General features: G+C 59.3%; 13 protein-coding genes. 5 read left to right on the plus strand and 8 right to left on the minus strand.

Annotation, left to right across the window (positions count from 1 at the left end; genetic code table 11):
- The first annotated feature begins 402 nt into the window (after positions 1-402).
- The gene (gene mdtD, locus F3I21_RS20870; RefSeq protein ID WP_150059670.1) at positions 403-1806 is read left to right on the plus strand and encodes a multidrug transporter subunit MdtD; all 1404 of its coding nucleotides are present in this window, start codon (positions 403-405) and stop codon (positions 1804-1806) included.
- Here the strand turns inward: mdtD and rbsR are convergent.
- From rbsR to F3I21_RS20905, 7 genes are all read right to left on the minus strand, one after another.
- Positions 1803-2795, minus strand: a complete 993-nt coding sequence (gene rbsR / locus F3I21_RS20875) for a ribose operon transcriptional repressor RbsR (protein WP_369597187.1) — start codon at positions 2793-2795, stop codon at positions 1803-1805. The genes mdtD and rbsR overlap by 4 nt on opposite strands.
- 4 nt (positions 2796-2799) lie before the next feature.
- Positions 2800-3729, minus strand: a complete 930-nt coding sequence (gene rbsK, locus F3I21_RS20880) for a ribokinase (protein ID WP_150059671.1) — start codon at positions 3727-3729, stop codon at positions 2800-2802.
- 64 nt (positions 3730-3793) lie between these two features.
- A complete protein-coding gene (gene rbsB / locus F3I21_RS20885; RefSeq protein WP_021508171.1) occupies positions 3794-4669 on the minus strand; it encodes a ribose ABC transporter substrate-binding protein RbsB in 876 nt (291 codons plus the stop codon).
- Between the two features lie 27 nt (positions 4670-4696).
- A complete protein-coding gene (rbsC, locus tag F3I21_RS20890) occupies positions 4697-5668 on the minus strand; it encodes a ribose ABC transporter permease (protein WP_021508172.1) in 972 nt (323 codons plus the stop codon).
- Positions 5665-7173 carry a ribose ABC transporter ATP-binding protein RbsA gene (rbsA, locus tag F3I21_RS20895; RefSeq protein ID WP_058758228.1) on the minus strand — a complete coding sequence of 503 codons (1509 nt, stop codon included), beginning with the start codon at positions 7171-7173 and terminating at the stop codon, positions 5665-5667. Before rbsA ends, rbsC begins: the two co-directional genes overlap by 4 nt.
- 7 nt (positions 7174-7180) lie before the next feature.
- Positions 7181-7600: a D-ribose pyranase gene (rbsD, locus tag F3I21_RS20900; RefSeq protein WP_021313542.1), complete on the minus strand. Its 420-nt coding sequence runs from the start codon at positions 7598-7600 to the stop codon at positions 7181-7183.
- A gap of 172 nt (positions 7601-7772) precedes the next feature.
- Positions 7773-8168, minus strand: coding sequence for a YgiW/YdeI family stress tolerance OB fold protein (locus tag F3I21_RS20905; protein WP_058758226.1), 396 nt, complete (start codon positions 8166-8168; stop codon positions 7773-7775).
- 169 nt (positions 8169-8337) lie between these two features.
- On the opposite strand from F3I21_RS20905, the gene qseB reads away from it, so the two are divergent.
- Together qseB and qseC are read left to right on the plus strand one after the other, a co-directional pair.
- Positions 8338-9000 (plus strand): quorum sensing response regulator transcription factor QseB, encoded by a 663-nt coding sequence (gene qseB / locus F3I21_RS20910; RefSeq protein ID WP_088516146.1) that lies wholly within the window; start codon positions 8338-8340, stop codon positions 8998-9000.
- Positions 8997-10328, plus strand: a complete 1332-nt coding sequence (qseC, locus tag F3I21_RS20915; RefSeq protein ID WP_104094328.1) for a quorum sensing histidine kinase QseC — start codon at positions 8997-8999, stop codon at positions 10326-10328. The genes qseB and qseC overlap by 4 nt, the downstream gene beginning before the upstream one ends.
- A gap of 11 nt (positions 10329-10339) precedes the next feature.
- Here qseC and kup read toward each other — a convergent pair whose 3' ends face one another.
- A complete protein-coding gene (kup, locus tag F3I21_RS20920; protein ID WP_021508177.1) occupies positions 10340-12208 on the minus strand; it encodes a low affinity potassium transporter Kup in 1869 nt (622 codons plus the stop codon).
- A 299-nt stretch (positions 12209-12507) separates the two neighbouring features.
- On the opposite strand from kup, the gene ravA reads away from it, so the two are divergent.
- Positions 12508-14004 (plus strand): ATPase RavA, encoded by a 1497-nt coding sequence (gene ravA / locus F3I21_RS20925; protein ID WP_058758223.1) that lies wholly within the window; start codon positions 12508-12510, stop codon positions 14002-14004.
- Complete coding sequence (gene viaA, locus F3I21_RS20930) at positions 14001-15461, plus strand: ATPase RavA stimulator ViaA (RefSeq protein ID WP_058770715.1); 1461 nt, start codon at positions 14001-14003, stop codon at positions 15459-15461. The genes ravA and viaA overlap by 4 nt, the downstream gene beginning before the upstream one ends.
- The last annotated feature ends 36 nt before the right edge of the window (positions 15462-15497 follow it).

Here is a 15497-nt window from a genome sequence, read left to right on the forward strand (position 1 = left end):
GTCTGATAAATTGTTAAAGAGCGGTGCGACGCGGCGTTCGGCCTGCTGTCGCGAGGTGGCGTATATTACGCTTTCCTCCTTCAGAGTCAAACACTTTTTTCAGCGTTTTTCTCCGGCGGGGTGAATCACTTCACGCCCTGCTGAGCCGTCTGCGTTGCCGCTTTGCCGTCTCAGTGGTGGCGCATTATAGGGAGTTAATCTGAAGTGACAAGCATTTCCTGAAAAAAATTGACCGAAAGCTACTTTTTTATACGAACGCGGTAAAAACAGACATTTCCCGTCTAATAATCAGGCAAATCAGCTCTCACAGCGGCACAAATCAGCGCCATCGTCGCAGCGACCGATGCTATCCTGTTTAACTTACGCTCTTTGCTGACCGATTTTCTTCAAGAAGGATTTTCAATGATTCGCTCCGCGCGCAGTATGGCCGGCCTGCCCTGGATCGCCGCCATGGCGTTTTTTATGCAGGCTCTCGACGCCACCATCCTGAATACCGCGCTTCCCGCCATTGCCACCAGCCTTGAACGTTCCCCACTCGCCATGCAGTCCGCCGTCATCAGTTATACGCTCACGGTCGCGATGTTGATTCCGGTCAGCGGCTGGCTGGCCGATCGCTTTGGCACGCGTAAGGTGTTTATTGTGGCGGTTTCCCTGTTCACGCTTGGCTCACTGGCCTGTGCGCTGTCCGGATCGCTGAGCATGCTGGTGGTTTCGCGCGTGGTGCAAGGCGTTGGCGGAGCAATGATGATGCCGGTAGCGCGTCTGGCGCTGCTGCGCGCCTATCCGCGCAGCGAACTGCTGCCGGTACTCAACTTTGTCACCATGCCCGGCCTGGTCGGACCGATTCTTGGCCCTATGCTCGGTGGTCTGCTGGTCACCTACGCCAGCTGGCACTGGATCTTCCTGATTAATATTCCTATCGGCATCGCCGGCATCTTCTATGCGCGCAAATATATGCCGGACTTCACCACGCCAAAACGCCGCTTCGATTTCGGCGGCTTCATGCTGTTTGGTTTTGGCCTGGTACTGATCTCCATCGGCATCGAGCTGTTTGGCGAGCGTATCGTATCGCCGTGGCAGGCGGTGCTGGTGCTGTTCAGCGGCGTGGTATTACTGCTGCTCTATATTATGCATGCGCGCCGCCATCCGGCTCCGCTGATTAGTCTGCCGATGTTTAAGACACGTACGTTCTCCGTCGGGATTATCGGTAATATTGCCGCGCGTCTCGGTACTGGCTGTATTCCGTTCCTGATGCCGCTGATGCTACAGGTAGGATTTGGCTATCCGGCGATCATCGCCGGCTGCATGATGGGCCCTACGGCGATTGGCTCGCTGCTGGCCAAATCCACCGTGACTCAGGTGCTGCGCCGCTTTGGCTATCGTAAAACGCTGGTGGGCATTACGGTTATCATCGGCGTGCTGGTCGCCAGCTTCGCGCTGCAGTCGCCGGACGGAAGCATCATCATGCTGCTGGTGGCGCTGTTTGTACTGGGCATGGCGATGTCGACCCAGTTTACCGCCATGAATACCATCACGCTGGCGGATTTGAATGATGAGAACGCCAGTGGCGGCAATAGCGTGCTGGCGGTAACGCAGCAGGTGTCGATCAGTTTTGGCGTGGCGGTCAGCGCCGCCGTGCTGCGCTTTTATCAGGATTTTGAGAGCACCACGGTGCAGCAGTTCCACGCCACCTTCTTTACCATGGGCGTGATTACCGTGCTGTCGGCGCTGGCGTTTCTGATGTTACGGCCGGGTGATGGCCGTAACCTGATCGCCAACCGCGAGAAAACGCGTAAAAGCAGTTAAACCGAACCGCGCTCCACCAGCTCCGGCGTCAGCACCAGCGTTTGCTGGCTGGCGTCGGGATCGCTCATACGATGAATCAGCGTATCAATGGCCAGCTCGCCCAGCTCATCTTTCGGCTGATGAATGGTACTGAGCGGCGGCGTCAGATAGCGCGCCAGCTCAATGTTGTCATAGCCCATCACCGCCATATCCTGCGGCACGCGCAGTCCCGCCTGATACAGGGCGTGATAGACGCCTACCGCCATCGCATCGTTGCTGGTAAACACCGCCTGCGGTGGCGGATCGAGCGCCAGCAGCTGATTCATGGCGTTAAAACCGCCCTGAAATTCGAAATCGCCGTCCACCACATAGCCCGGCGGCACCGCCAGCCCACTGGCGGCCATCGCCTGATGAAAACCGTCCAGACGCAGGCGCGCCGGGGTTTTATCCAGCGGCCCGGCAATACAGGCGATGCGGGTATAACCGCGGTCAATCAGATACTGCGTGGCCAGTTCGCCGCCCAGCAGCGCGTTATCCTGAATAATATCGCCGCGCCCTTCAAATGGCGCCCAGTCCATCATCACCATCGGCACCGAAGGATAGCGATTAAGGATGTCAGCGGAGGGCAGATGGGTTTCCGTGCACATCATCAGCAGGCCATCCACACGCTTCTGCATCAGCGTTTCAAGGCTGCGATTCATGCGCTCTTCATCGCCTTCGGTATTGCACAGAATCAGGCTGTAGCCGCGTTCATAGCAGCTGTTCTCTACACCGCGCACCACTTCCGAGTAGAACGGGTTGCTGCTGGCGGTCAGTAACATGCCAATGGTGCGCGTTTGCTTGATCTTCAGGCTGCGCGCCAGCGCCGACGGCGCGTAGTTTAATTCGCGAATCGCCTGTTCCACTCTGTCGCGCACCTGCTCGCTAACAAAACGGTTGTTGTTGATAACGTGCGAAACGGTGGAGGTGGAGACGCCCGCCAGACGGGCGACATCTTTCATGGTAGCCAAGCGCTTAACCCTGTTGCTGCAGGAATGCGTCAATCTCAGTGCGCCATGGCACTGAGGGCTGTGCGCCCGGGCGCGTCACGGCAATGGCTGCCGCCGCATGGGCAAAACGGACCGCATCCTGCATCGCCACGCCTTCCAGCCGCGCGGTAATGAAGGCCCCGTTGAAGGTATCACCGGCAGCGATGGTATCCACCGCCTGCACGCTGAAACCGGGAATACGCTGTCCCTGGCCCTGCTCGCTGAGCCATACGCCGCGCCGGCCCAGCGTAATCAATACGGTATCGATGCCTTTGGCGTGCAGCGCCTGAGCTGCCCGCGCCGCGTCGTCGTCGTCGTTGACGGCGATGCCGGTGAGGATTTCCGCTTCGGTCTCATTCGGCGTAATAATGTCGATCAGCGCCAGCAGCTCATCAGAGAGCTGGGTCGCCGGCGCCGGATTAAGGATCACCTGAGTGTGGCTGGCGCGCGCGATGCGGGCCGCGGCCAGCACGCTGTCCAGCGGCGACTCCAGCTGCATCAGCAGCGCATCGGCCGAACGAATTACCTGCTGGTGGCGCTCCACACAGGCTGGCGTCAGCGCCGCGTTCGCGCCTGAGTAGATGCCAATGTTATTTTCGCCTTCGCCATTCAAGAAGATCATCGCCACGCCGGTGGCTTCCTGCGCCACGGTTTCCACCGGAGCGGTATCAATCTGGTCCTGCTGCAGCTGCTGGCGAATACGTTCGCCGATGTCATCTGCACCCACGCAGGCAATAAAAGCAATGTCAGCGCCGGCACGGCCAGCCGCGACGGCCTGGTTGGCCCCTTTACCGCCAAAGGCAACCTGATACTGTTTCCCGATCACCGTTTCACCCGGACGGGGAAAATGGGCGAGATTGAGGATGTGGTCGGCGTTGATGCTGCCGAGTACCGCCAGTTTTGCGCTTTTGCTCATAGGGAGTTATCCAGGAAGTTGCGCCACCGCGAGGGTGGCGCGTTGCCATGCTTTTCTTTGGGTTTTATTTAGTAACCAGTTTCAGGTCAACCGGGTTGATCGCCTGTACTTTTTCGCCCTTCAGAACTTTATCTGCGGTATCGACGCCAATCATACCAATCTTGTCTGGCATCTGTGCAACGGTCGCGCTGAGTTTACCGGATTCTACCGCCTTCACGCCGTCCGCGGTGCCGTCAAAGCCCACCACCAGCACGTCGGTTTTGCCTGCGGTCTGCAGCGCACGCAGCGCGCCCAGCGCCATTTCGTCGTTCTGGGCAAAAACTGCCTGCACGTCCGGATGCGCCTGCAGCAGGTTCTGCATCACGTTCAGACCTTTAGTACGGTCGAAGTCGGCCGGCTGGCTGGCCAGCACGTTGAATTTGTGTGCATCAGCGGCCTGCTTAAAGCCTTCACCACGCTCGCGGGCAGCGGAGGTGCCGGCAATGCCCTGCAGCTCGATGATTTTCGCACCGTCGCCCAGTTTCTTCGCGATGAAATCGCCGGCCATTTTGCCGCCGAAGCGGTTATCAGACGCCACGTGGCTGACAACTTTACCCTGCGCCGCCATACGGTCCAGCGTAATCACCGGGATGTTCGCCTGGTTAGCCATTTTCACGGCGTTACCGACCGCGTCAGAATCCGTTGGGTTGATCAGCAGCAGTTTGGTGCCGCGCACAGTGAGATCCTGCACGTTTGCCAGCTCTTTTGCCGGGTTGTTCTGTGAGTCGAGCACCACCAGGTTATAGCCCAGCTTATCTGCTTCTTTCTGTGCGCCATCTTTCAGCGACACAAAGAACGGGTTATTCAGGGTTGAGACCACCAGCGCAATCGTATCCTTAGCCATCGCGCCAGCACTGAGGGTGGCGCCAAGGATGACGGCCAATGCAGTTAACTTTTTCATTTCTTTAATCCTGTGTGAAGGTCAGAGTTACTTACTGCTTTTGTTATCCACCAGCACCGCCAGCAGAATGACGACGGCTTTGACAATCATCTGGTAGTAAGACGATACGCCCATCAGGTTGAGGCCGTTATTGAGGAAGCCGAGAATCAGCGCACCGATCAGCGTGCCCATAATGCGTCCTTTACCGCCCGCGAGGCTGGTCCCACCCAGCACCACCGCGGCAATCGCATCCAGTTCATAACCGGTGCCCGCCGTCGGCTGCGCCGAAGAGAGACGCGCCACTTCGATGGTGCCCGCCAGTGCCGCCAGCAGGCCGCACAGCGAATAGACGATGACTTTAACGCGGTTAACGTTGATGCCGGACAGGCGCGTGGCTGCTTCGTTACCGCCCAGCGCATAGATATAGCGGCCGAGGCGGGTGTGATGCAGCATGTACCACGCCAGCGCGAACACCACCGCCATCAGCCATACCGGTGTCGGAATGCCCAGCGGGCGGCCAATGCCGAACCAGCCAAACAGATCGGCGTTATCGCTGAAGCCGGTGTTGATCGGACTGCCGTTGGTGTAAACCATGGTGACGCCGCGCAGCAGCAGCATCATCACCAGCGTAGCGATAAACGCCTGCACCTTGCCGCGTGCCACAATCACACCGGTAATGGCACCAATAAAGGCGCCGAGCGCCAGCGATGCCGCCACGGCCACCAGCGCATTAACTTCCAGCCCGACAATTGATGCCGCGACCGCGCCGGTCAGCGCCAGCAGCGAGCCGACCGAAAGGTCGATGCCTGAGGTCAGGATCACCAGCGTCATGCCCACCGCCATGATGGCGTTGACCGACGTCTGCTGCAGGATGTTGAACATGTTGGGCAGCGTGAAGAAGTTCGGGCTCTGGCTGGCAACCACGGCGATCAGCACAATCAGCGCGATCAGCGATTTCTGCTCCAGCAGCCAGGCTTTGCTGAACCAGCGACGGCTGGCAGGTAAGGTTTGGGTACTCATACAACTAACTCCTCGCTGTGTTGCTTACCGACCGCCGCTGCCATCAGGGATTCCTGGGTAGCCTGCTCACGGGAAAATTCGCCACTCAGATGGCCTTCATGCATCACCAGAATACGGTCGCTCATGCCCAGCACTTCCGGCATTTCCGACGACACCAGGATGATGCTCAGCCCTTCGGCTTTAAACTGGTTAATTAACTGATAGATCTCTTTTTTCGCCCCGACATCGACGCCGCGCGTCGGCTCGTCGAGGATTAGCACATCCGGGCGCGTCATCAGGCCACGCGCAATCGCCACTTTTTGCTGATTACCGCCAGACAGCAGACCGATCGGCTGCATCATTGACGGCGTTTTCACATTGAACAGGCGAATAAAATCGCCCACCGCCAGCTGCTCTTCGGCGTGCTTCAGGCCGCCATCGGCGCGGCTGAAGTAGCGCAGCGCGGTCAGCGACATGTTCTCTTTGACCGACATCCCGAGCACCAGCCCGTCACGCTTACGGTCTTCCGAGATATAGACGATGCCGTTGGCCAGGCCGTCCTGCGGCGAGCGGGTGACAATCTCGCGGCCGTTAAGCGTCACTTTGCCGTGCGTACGCGGCAGCGCGCCGTACAGCACCTTCATTAATTCAGTGCGGCCCGCGCCCATCAGACCGGAGATGCCCAGAATTTCGCCCTTACGCAGGGTAAAGCTGACATCTTCTACGCCCGGTCCGCTAACGTGCTCGACCCGCAGCCGCACCTCGCCCGGTGTCTGATCGAGATGCGGATACTGATCCTCAAGCTTGCGGCCGACCATCATTTCGATCAGGCCCTCTTCGCTGAGATCGCCTACCGCGCGCTCGGCAATAAACTGGCCGTCACGGAACACGGTGACGTCATCGCAAATCTCAAAGATCTCTTTCATGCGGTGGGAGATATAAACAATGCCGCAGCCCTGCGCTTTCAGCTCATTGATGACGCGGAACAGCGACAGGGTTTCGGTATCGGTCAGCGCGTCGGTCGGTTCATCCATAATGATGACCTGCGACTCGAAGCTGAGCACTTTGGCGATCTCCACCATTTGCTGGTCGCCAATCGACAGATCACCCACCAGCTTGTGGCTGCTGAAGCGCAGATTGAGGCGCTTTAACAGCGCATCCGCCGCGGCATACATCTGTTTCCAGTCGATGCGGCCAAAGCGGTTAACGAATTCACGGCCGAGGAAAATATTTTCCGCAACGGTCAGCTGCGGGATCAGGTTCAGCTCCTGATGGATGATGCCGATGCCGGCTTCCTGAGACGCTTTCGGCCCGGAGAACGTCACTTCTTTGCCCAGCCAGTGCAGCGAACCGGCGTCCATGCTGTAGATGCCGGTCAGCACCTTCATCATGGTGGATTTGCCCGCGCCGTTCTCTCCCACTAACGCCATCACGCGCCCGGGATAGACCGCCAGCGACGCGCCGTTGAGCGCCTTCACGCCGGGAAATGATTTTTCAATTCCCCTGAGTTGCAATAACGGTTGCATAGCGGCCTCAGAAAGTGACGCCCGCGCTCAGGATGACATTCGCATACGGAGAGCACTCTCCGCTGCGAATGACCGCCTGACTGCGCTGAGTGTGTTGTTTGAACTGTTCATGGCTGGTGTAACGAACGCTAATGACATTCCCCTGGTGCTGTTGCAAGGCTTCGAGCACGGCGATCAGCTGGCTATGGAGTTGCGGATTGTGTTGTTGGATCTCTTCCGCTATCAGGGCGCTCTCAACCTGCATCTCCTGCGTGATGACCTCCACCACCTGTAAAAAATCGGGCGTACCGGGCGTAAGCGCCAGATCGATGCGCTGTGGACCGGCCGGGATCGGCAAGCCCGCATCGGCAATCGTCAGCGTATCGGTATGCCCGAGGCGGGCAATCACATGAGAGACTTCAGCGTTTAACAGGCGACCTTTTTTCATTTATTCCACTCCACAGCGAAACGTTTCGCTGTCTGGCAGTGTATTAAATGTACATGGCAACTCAATGACGGCATCACGGAAATGTGATCGCCATCGAAACGTTTCGCCTGGGCCGGGGAAAATTTGAGTTTGGCGGGATGGCGGAGCCCGCGACGTGGCTCCGCAAGGGAGGTTACGGCAGTTTACGCACCTGTTTAACGTCCAGTTCAATCGAATTGAAATCCTTATCCAGTTCGCCGGTCAGCTCGACCTGATCCTTCGGCGTAATGGTCTGCCCGTTCCAGCGTTTGTGGTCGATCTCCACTTTCATGCTGCCGCTGCTGTCGCGGAACAGATAATCTTCATCGCCGATCTGCTTATCAAGCTGGCCGCGCACGGTGATCCAGCTGTCATCCTTCATCTCTTCGGCCTGCTTGACCGTCACCACACTGCTGTTATCGGCCTTAAAACCGCCGGCTTTAGCCTGAGCGGCTGGCGCGTTAGGGTCGACAAAACCACCCTGCTGGGCGGCTAACACCGGGGTTGCCGCCAGGGCGATAATGGCGAACAGCGCTGCACTCTTTTTCATTTTTCACCTCATTTTCATGTCTGTGCGGATTACGGGAGCTATTTCACCACAGGGTTCTTAACAGGATCTTAAGGGAAAAAAGAGGGGAAAAATAAGCTAAAACGGGCGAATGACGCTGTACAAGCGCGCATCTGCTTCGTATAAACCCCCAGGTAACCGGGAGAAACGCATGCGCATTTTATTAATTGAAGACGATACGCTGATTGGCGATGGCCTGAAGGTCGGCCTGACCAAACTGGGTTTCAGCGTCGACTGGTTTGTCAGCGGCGAAGCCGGATTTCAGGCGCTCAACGCGGCGCCATGGGATGCCGTGGTGCTGGATCTGTCGCTGCCGCAACGTGACGGGCTGGACATCCTGCGTCAGTGGCGTGAGCAGGGCGCGGATGTCCCGGTGCTGATCCTCACCGCACGCGATGCGCTGGACCAGCGCGTGCAGGGCCTGCAACTCGGTGCCGACGACTATCTGTGCAAGCCGTTTGCGCTGACGGAGGTGGCCGCGCGTCTGCAGGCGCTGATTCGTCGCCGTCACGGTCAGCTGCAGCCAGAGCTGCGTCACGGCAGGCTGGTGATGGCTCCCGGCAGCCACAGCGTGACGTTGGATGGCGAACCGCTCAGCCTGAAAAGCCGTGAGCTGGCGCTGCTGGAGCTGTTCCTGCGCAATCCCGGTCGCGTGCTGACGCGCGCGCAGCTGGAGGAGAAACTGTACAGCTGGGACGACGACGTCTCCAGTAACGCGGTCGAAGTGCACATCCACCATCTGCGTAAAAAGCTTGGCAGTCAGTTCATCCGCACCGTGCACGGTATTGGCTACACGCTGGGAGCGGCAGAATGAGTCTGTTCCTGCGGCTGGCCATCGGCTTTCTGCTGTTAATTATTCTGTGTGGTGCCAGTGCCACCTTTAGCGCATGGCAGCAGACGCGCGACACCGTTAATGAACTGTTTGATACCCAGCAGATGCTGTTCGCCAAACGCCTGCTGGCGCTGGATGCCAGCCGTCTGCAGGCCGCCTCGCTGCCAAAAACCAAAGCGATTTTGCGCCACCATCGCGGCGATCAGGATGACGACGCGCTGGCCTTTGCGCTGTTCAGCGCCGACGGCAAACCGCTGCTGAACGACGGCGAAAACGGCCGCGATTTGCAGTTTACAGCGGATCGCGACGGCTTCCACGATGGTCGCCTGCGTGGCGATGACGATCGCTGGCGGCTGCTGTGGCTGACGTCAGCCGATAAGCAGTGGCGCGTGGTGGTCGGACAGGAGTGGGAATATCGTGATGATATGACGCGCGATCTGGCACTGAGCAGTCTGCTGCCGTGGCTGGTGGCCATGCCGCTGATGCTGCTGTTGCTGCTGGCACTGGTGTGGTTTGAGCTGCGTCCGCTGAAACGCCTGACTGCATCGCTGCAGCAACGCGCGCCGGATGATGCCACCCCGCTGACGCCGCAGCGCCTGCCGCTGGAGGTGAAGCCGCTGGTGGCGGCGCTGAATGGCCTGTTTGCCCGCATGGCACAGCTGGTGCAGCGCGAGCGACGGTTTACCTCCGATGCGGCGCACGAGCTGCGCAGCCCGCTGGCGGCGCTGCGCGTACAGAGCGAGGTGATTCAGCTGGCCGGCGATGACGAGGCGATGCGTAACCATGCGCTGCAGCAGCTCGATAGCGGCATCCTGCGCGCCACGCGGCTGGTCGATCAGCTACTGACGTTGTCGCGCGTCGAAGCGGACGATCTGCGCAGCGAATTTCAGCCAGTCCCACTCGCGCCGTTGCTGCACCAGCTGGTCACTGAACATCAGGCACAGGCGGCAGCGCAGCACACCAGGCTGACGCTGACGGCTGACGCGGAACCGGTGATGAACGGTCATCCACTGCTGCTGGGTTTACTGCTGCGCAATCTACTGGATAACGCGCTGCGCTACACGCCGTCCGGCAGTGAGATTCAGCTGCGGCTTAGCGCGCGCAGGCTGGAGGTGGTGGATAACGGACCGGGCGTCAGCGCCGATCAACTGACGCGGCTGGGCGAACGCTTCTGGCGACCGCCGGGGCAGGCGCAAACCGGCAGCGGGCTTGGCTTGTCGATTGTGAAAAATGTGGCTCAGCTGCACGGCATCCGGCTGACCTTCAGCGCGGTGCAGCCGCAGGGGCTGCGCGTCACCCTCAGCTGGTGACGCGCGATGCGTCAGATTTCGACCTGAGTACCGAGCTCGATTACCCGGTTAGGCGGAATTTCAAACTGATCCGGCGCGCGCAGGGCGTTGCGCTGCAGCGCAAGGAACAGCTTGCCGCGCAGACGCAGATACCACGGGCGTTTGCCGATGATCAGCGACTCGTGTGACATAAAGAACGAGGTTTCCATCATGCGGCAGTTGAGCCCTTCGAGGCCGCAGCGGTGGAAAATCTCCTCGACATTCGGCGTTTCACGCCAGCCGTAGCTTGCCACCACGCGCCAGAAGGTGGGCGACAGCTGCTCAATGGTCACGCGACGCACGTTGTGCACATAAGGCGCATCTTCGGTACGCAGCGTCAGCAGCACCACGCGCTCGTGCAGCACCTTGTTGTGCTTCAGGTTATGCAGCATGGCAAAGGGGATGACATTGAGCGCCCGTGACATGTAGACCGCCGTGCCCGGCACGCGCACCGGCGGCGATTTCTCCAGCGAGGCGATCATCGCCTCCAGCGAATTGCCATGCTCATGCATACGACGCAGCAGGCGGAAGCGCTCGCTCTTCCACGTGGTCATCACGATAAACATCATCAGCGCCAGCGTCAGCGGCAGCCAGCCGCCGGAGAACACTTTGACCAGGTTAGCGGAGAACAGCGAAACGTCGATGCACAGCATCGCGATGAGAATCAGCACCACCAGGTAGCGATTCCAGTGCCAGTTCTGAATCGCCACCGTTGAACACAGAATGGCGGTCAGCACCATGGTACCGGTCACCGCAATCCCGTAGGCGGCCGCCAGATTACTGGAGTGCTCAAAGCCGACGATAACAATCACCACAGAGAAATAGAGCAGCCAGTTGATCACCGGAATATAAATCTGGCCGGATTCCTCTTCGGACGTGTGCACGATGCGCATCGGCGGCAGATAGCCAAGACGCACCGCCTGGCGCGTCAGCGAGAATACGCCGGAGATCACCGCCTGCGAGGCGATCACCGTGGCCAGCGTCGCGAGAATCAGCATCGGAATCAGCGCCCAGTCCGGCGCCAGCAGGAAGAACGGGTTTTTGATGGCCTCCGGATGCTCCAGCAGCAGCGCACCCTGGCCGAAATAGTTGAGCACCAGCGACGGCAGCACCACCACAAACCATGCCAGGCGAATCGGAAACTTACCAAAGTGGCCCATATCGGCATACAGCGCTTCAACGCCGGTGATCGCCAGCACCACCGCGCCCAGCGCGAAGAACGATACCGTTTTGTACTGAATGAAGAAGTGCAGCGCCCAGTACGGGTTCATGGCGTGCAGCACCTCAGGATTATTGATGATACTGCGCGCGCCCAGCACCGCCAGAATGATGAACCACAGCAGCATCACCGGCGCGAACAGCTTACCGACAATGCCGGTGCCGTGTTTCTGAATCACAAACAGCAGCGTCAGTACCGCAATCGCCAGCGGCACAATGTAGCTATCAAGGCTCGGCGCGGCGATCTCCAGCCCTTCGATGGCCGAAAGCACGGATACCGCCGGCGTGATCACTACTTCCCCGTAGAAGAAGCTGCCGCCAATCAGCCCCATGATCACCAGAATCGCCGTGGCGCGTGCGCCGGTATTGCGGCCCGCCAGTGACATCAGCGTCAGGATCCCGCCTTCACCGGCGTTGTCGGCGCGCATCACATAACTGATGTATTTAAGCGAAACCACCAGAATCAGCAGCCAGAAGATCAGCGACAGAAAGCCAAACACCGCCTCGCGTTCCACGCCAAAGCCGAACTGACCAGAGAGACACTCGCGCAGGGTATAGAGCGGGCTGGTGCCGATATCGCCATACACCACGCCGATCGCCGCCAGAGTGACTGCGCCAAGGGACTGTTTCTTATCCGAGCTCATAAGTTGTCTTTTGTTGGAGCCGCGCAGGCCTCAGCCCGGCGCTCAGATCATCAAAAAGCGCACAGTATGCACATATTCCCGAAAAAACCTACTTTTACCGTCTGGCATTACGCCGTCTGTGCAGCGTTTTTTCGCCGAAAATCGGCGCGAAATGCGCTGAAAACCCGCGATTTGCCTCACCTCAACCTTCTGAAACAAAAAAGCTGACGGCTATCAACGCTTTCACGCATGATAAACAGTAGAGTATTGCGCTCGCCAGAATATGACGGCACCAGGATCAGAAGGACAATGATGTGATTATGGCTCAACCCCATCTTTTGGCAGAAAGAATTTCTCGCCTCAGCAATGCCCTGGAGAAAGGGCTTTATGAACGGCATCATGCCATTCGTCTCTGCCTGCTGGCAGCGCTGAGCGGCGAAAGCGTGTTTCTGCTTGGGCCACCGGGCATCGCCAAGAGCCTGATTGCCCGCCGCCTGAAATACGCCTTCCAGCACGCCCGTGCCTTTGAATACCTGATGACCCGTTTTTCCACGCCTGAAGAGGTGTTTGGCCCGCTGTCGATTCAGGCGCTGAAAGATGAAGGACGCTATCAGCGTCTGACCAAAGGCTATCTGCCGGATGCCGAAATTGTCTTTCTGGATGAGATCTGGAAAGCCGGTCCGGCGATTCTCAATACGCTGCTCACCGCCATCAACGAACGTCGCTTCCGCAATGGCGACAGCGAAGAGCCGATCCCGATGCGTCTGCTGGTCACCGCCTCCAACGAACTGCCGGAGGCTGACAGCGGTCTGGAAGCGCTGTACGACCGTATGCTGATCCGGCTGTGGCTCGACAACGTGCATGAAAAGCAGAACTTCCGCAGCATGCTGACCCACCAGCAGGATGAAAACGCCAACCCGGTGGCGGAATCGCTGTGCATCAGCGATGAAGAGTATCAGCAGTGGCAGAAAGGCATCAGCCAGGTCAGCCTGCCCGATCATGTGTTTGAACTGATCTATCAGCTGCGCCAGCAGCTGGAGAACCTGCCAGAGGCGCCGTATATCTCCGACCGCCGCTGGAAAAAAGCCATCCATCTGCTGCAGGCCAGCGCGTTTTACAGCGGCCGCGTGGCGATTGCCCCGCTTGATCTGATCCTGCTAAAAGATTGCCTGTGGCACGACGTGGCGTCGATGCAGCTGCTGGATCGTGAAATCGATGCGCTGATGACGCAGCACGCGTGGCAGCAGCAGGCGATGCTGCACACGCTGCAGCAGATCAAAGCGCGCCGGCTGGCGCTGCAACAGCAGCAGAGCGTGGCGCAGGCACTGACGCTGGAGAAGCACAGCGGCATGTTTAGCCGCAAACCGCACTATGAATTACCGGCCTCGATTACGGACGAACAGCTGACCCTGATGCTGCAACAGCCGCTGACGCTGCACGACATGCAGGTCACGCACGTGGTGGTGGCACGCGATGCGCTCAATCAGTGGCTGCTGAAGGCGGGCGAGATCCGCGGCAAGCTCAACGGCATCGGCTTTGGCCAGACGCTCGACCTGCTGGTGGATGCGCACCACTGTCTGACGCTGCGCGACGTCAGCCTGCAGTCCACGCGACTGACGCTGCCGGGTGCCGCCAGCAGCAGCGACGTGCCGCAGGAAATCATTGAAGAGTACGACGCGCTGGAGGCCCAGCTGCGCGCGCAGCGCACGCTGTTTAGCCAGCACCAGCGCTGCCTGTTTATCAGCGACGACTGGCTGGCACGCGTCGAAACCAGCCTGCAGGATGTGGCGGAACAGCTGAAACAGGCGAGAAAATGATCTCGCTGGAGACGCTCAGCACGCTGTTGTCGATTGGCGAAACCGAGCTGATCGAAGAGCTGATCGTGGCACTGCTGGCCTCGCCACAGCTGGCGCTGTTCTTTGAAAAATTTCCGCGCCTGAAACAGGCGATGATGGGCGAGCTGCCGCGCTGGCGCGCCGAGATTGCCGCCCAGATGAAAACCACGCCGGTGCCAGACGCGCTGGCACGCGAATTTCAGCTGTTCCAGCAGATGCAGCTGCTTAGCAGCCACGCCTTCAGTGAGCAACTGCCTGCCATCATGACGCAGCTGAAAGCGCTGCCGTCCCCGTTTATCGAAGAAGCCAGCAAACTGCTGCTGCATACCGACAGCGCCCAGCTGAGCAATGCGCAGCACACGCTGTTCCTGCAGCGCTGGCGCCTGAGCCTGACGCTGCAAACCCTGACGCTGAACGAAACCCTGCTGGAAGAGCAGCGGGAACGCCTGATGGCCGAGCTGCAGCAGCGCATGGCCATCAGCGGTCAGCTGGCGCCGATTCTGACCGATGACGACGAAGCCGCCGCCGGACGCCTGTGGGATCTGAGCAAGGCACCGCTGCAGCATGGCGACTATGAGTTGATTGTGCAGTACGGCGATTTCCTCGCCCAGCAGCCGGAACTGATGAAACTGGCGCAGCAATTGGGACGCAGCCGCGAAGCGAAATCGGTACCGTCCCAGGATGCGCCGCTGGAAGCGTTTCATCAGCTGGTGCGCGAGCCGGACAACGTGCCGGAAGAGGTCAGCGGCATCCATCAGAGCGACGATGTGCTGCGTCTGTTGCCGCCGGAGCTGGCGGCGCTGAGCATCAGCGAACTGGAGCTGGAGTTTTATCGCCGGCTGGTGGAGAAACGCCTGCTGACCTACCGGTTACAGGGCGATGCCTGGCACGAGAAAGTGACGCTGCGCCCGGCCAGCCATCAGCAGCACGAAGCGCAGCCGCGCGGCCCGTTCATCGTCTGCGTGGATACCTCTGGTTCGATGGGCGGTTTCAATGAACGCTGCGCCAAAGCGTTTTGTCTGGCGCTGCTGAAGGTGGCGCTGGCCGACAGGCGGCGCTGCTACATCATGCTGTTTGCTCACGAAGTGATTGGCTACGAGCTGACCGCCGATAACGGCATTGAGCAGGCAATCCGTTTTCTCAGCCAGCGTTTTCGCGGCGGCACCGATCTGGCCGCCTGCCTGTCTGCGGTGGTCACGCGTATGGAGGGCAGTCAGTGGCAGGAAGCCGATGCGGTGATCGTTTCCGATTTTATCGCCCAGCGTCTGCCGGACGACATCGTCAGCACCATTAAACAGCGCCAGCGTCACCACCAGCAACGCTTCCACGCCGTGGCGATGTCGGCGCACGGCAAACCCGGCATTCTGCGCATTTTCGATCACATCTGGCGCTTCGATACCGGCCTGAAAAGCCGCCTGCTGCGCCGCTGGAAACGCTAATTCATCAGGCAGAAATGCTAATTTGCTATAGTGAAT

Source organism: Pantoea sp. B_9, from assembly GCF_008632015.1.
Lineage (GTDB): Bacteria > Pseudomonadota > Gammaproteobacteria > Enterobacterales > Enterobacteriaceae > Pantoea > Pantoea dispersa.

Coding starts and splice junctions, on each gene's coding strand:
- mdtD (WP_150059670.1), top strand. CDS start 403: ATGATTCGCTCCGCGCGCAGTATGGCCGGCCTGCCCTGGATCGCCGCC.
- rbsK (WP_150059671.1), bottom strand. CDS start 3,729: ATGAGCAAAAGCGCAAAACTGGCGGTACTCGGCAGCATCAACGCCGAC.
- rbsB (WP_021508171.1), bottom strand. CDS start 4,669: ATGAAAAAGTTAACTGCATTGGCCGTCATCCTTGGCGCCACCCTCAGT.
- rbsC (WP_021508172.1), bottom strand. CDS start 5,668: ATGAGTACCCAAACCTTACCTGCCAGCCGTCGCTGGTTCAGCAAAGCC.
- rbsA (WP_058758228.1), bottom strand. CDS start 7,173: ATGCAACCGTTATTGCAACTCAGGGGAATTGAAAAATCATTTCCCGGC.
- rbsD (WP_021313542.1), bottom strand. CDS start 7,600: ATGAAAAAAGGTCGCCTGTTAAACGCTGAAGTCTCTCATGTGATTGCC.
- F3I21_RS20905 (WP_058758226.1), bottom strand. CDS start 8,168: ATGAAAAAGAGTGCAGCGCTGTTCGCCATTATCGCCCTGGCGGCAACC.
- qseB (WP_088516146.1), top strand. CDS start 8,338: ATGCGCATTTTATTAATTGAAGACGATACGCTGATTGGCGATGGCCTG.
- qseC (WP_104094328.1), top strand. CDS start 8,997: ATGAGTCTGTTCCTGCGGCTGGCCATCGGCTTTCTGCTGTTAATTATT.
- kup (WP_021508177.1), bottom strand. CDS start 12,208: ATGAGCTCGGATAAGAAACAGTCCCTTGGCGCAGTCACTCTGGCGGCG.
- ravA (WP_058758223.1), top strand. CDS start 12,508: ATGGCTCAACCCCATCTTTTGGCAGAAAGAATTTCTCGCCTCAGCAAT.
- viaA (WP_058770715.1), top strand. CDS start 14,001: ATGATCTCGCTGGAGACGCTCAGCACGCTGTTGTCGATTGGCGAAACC.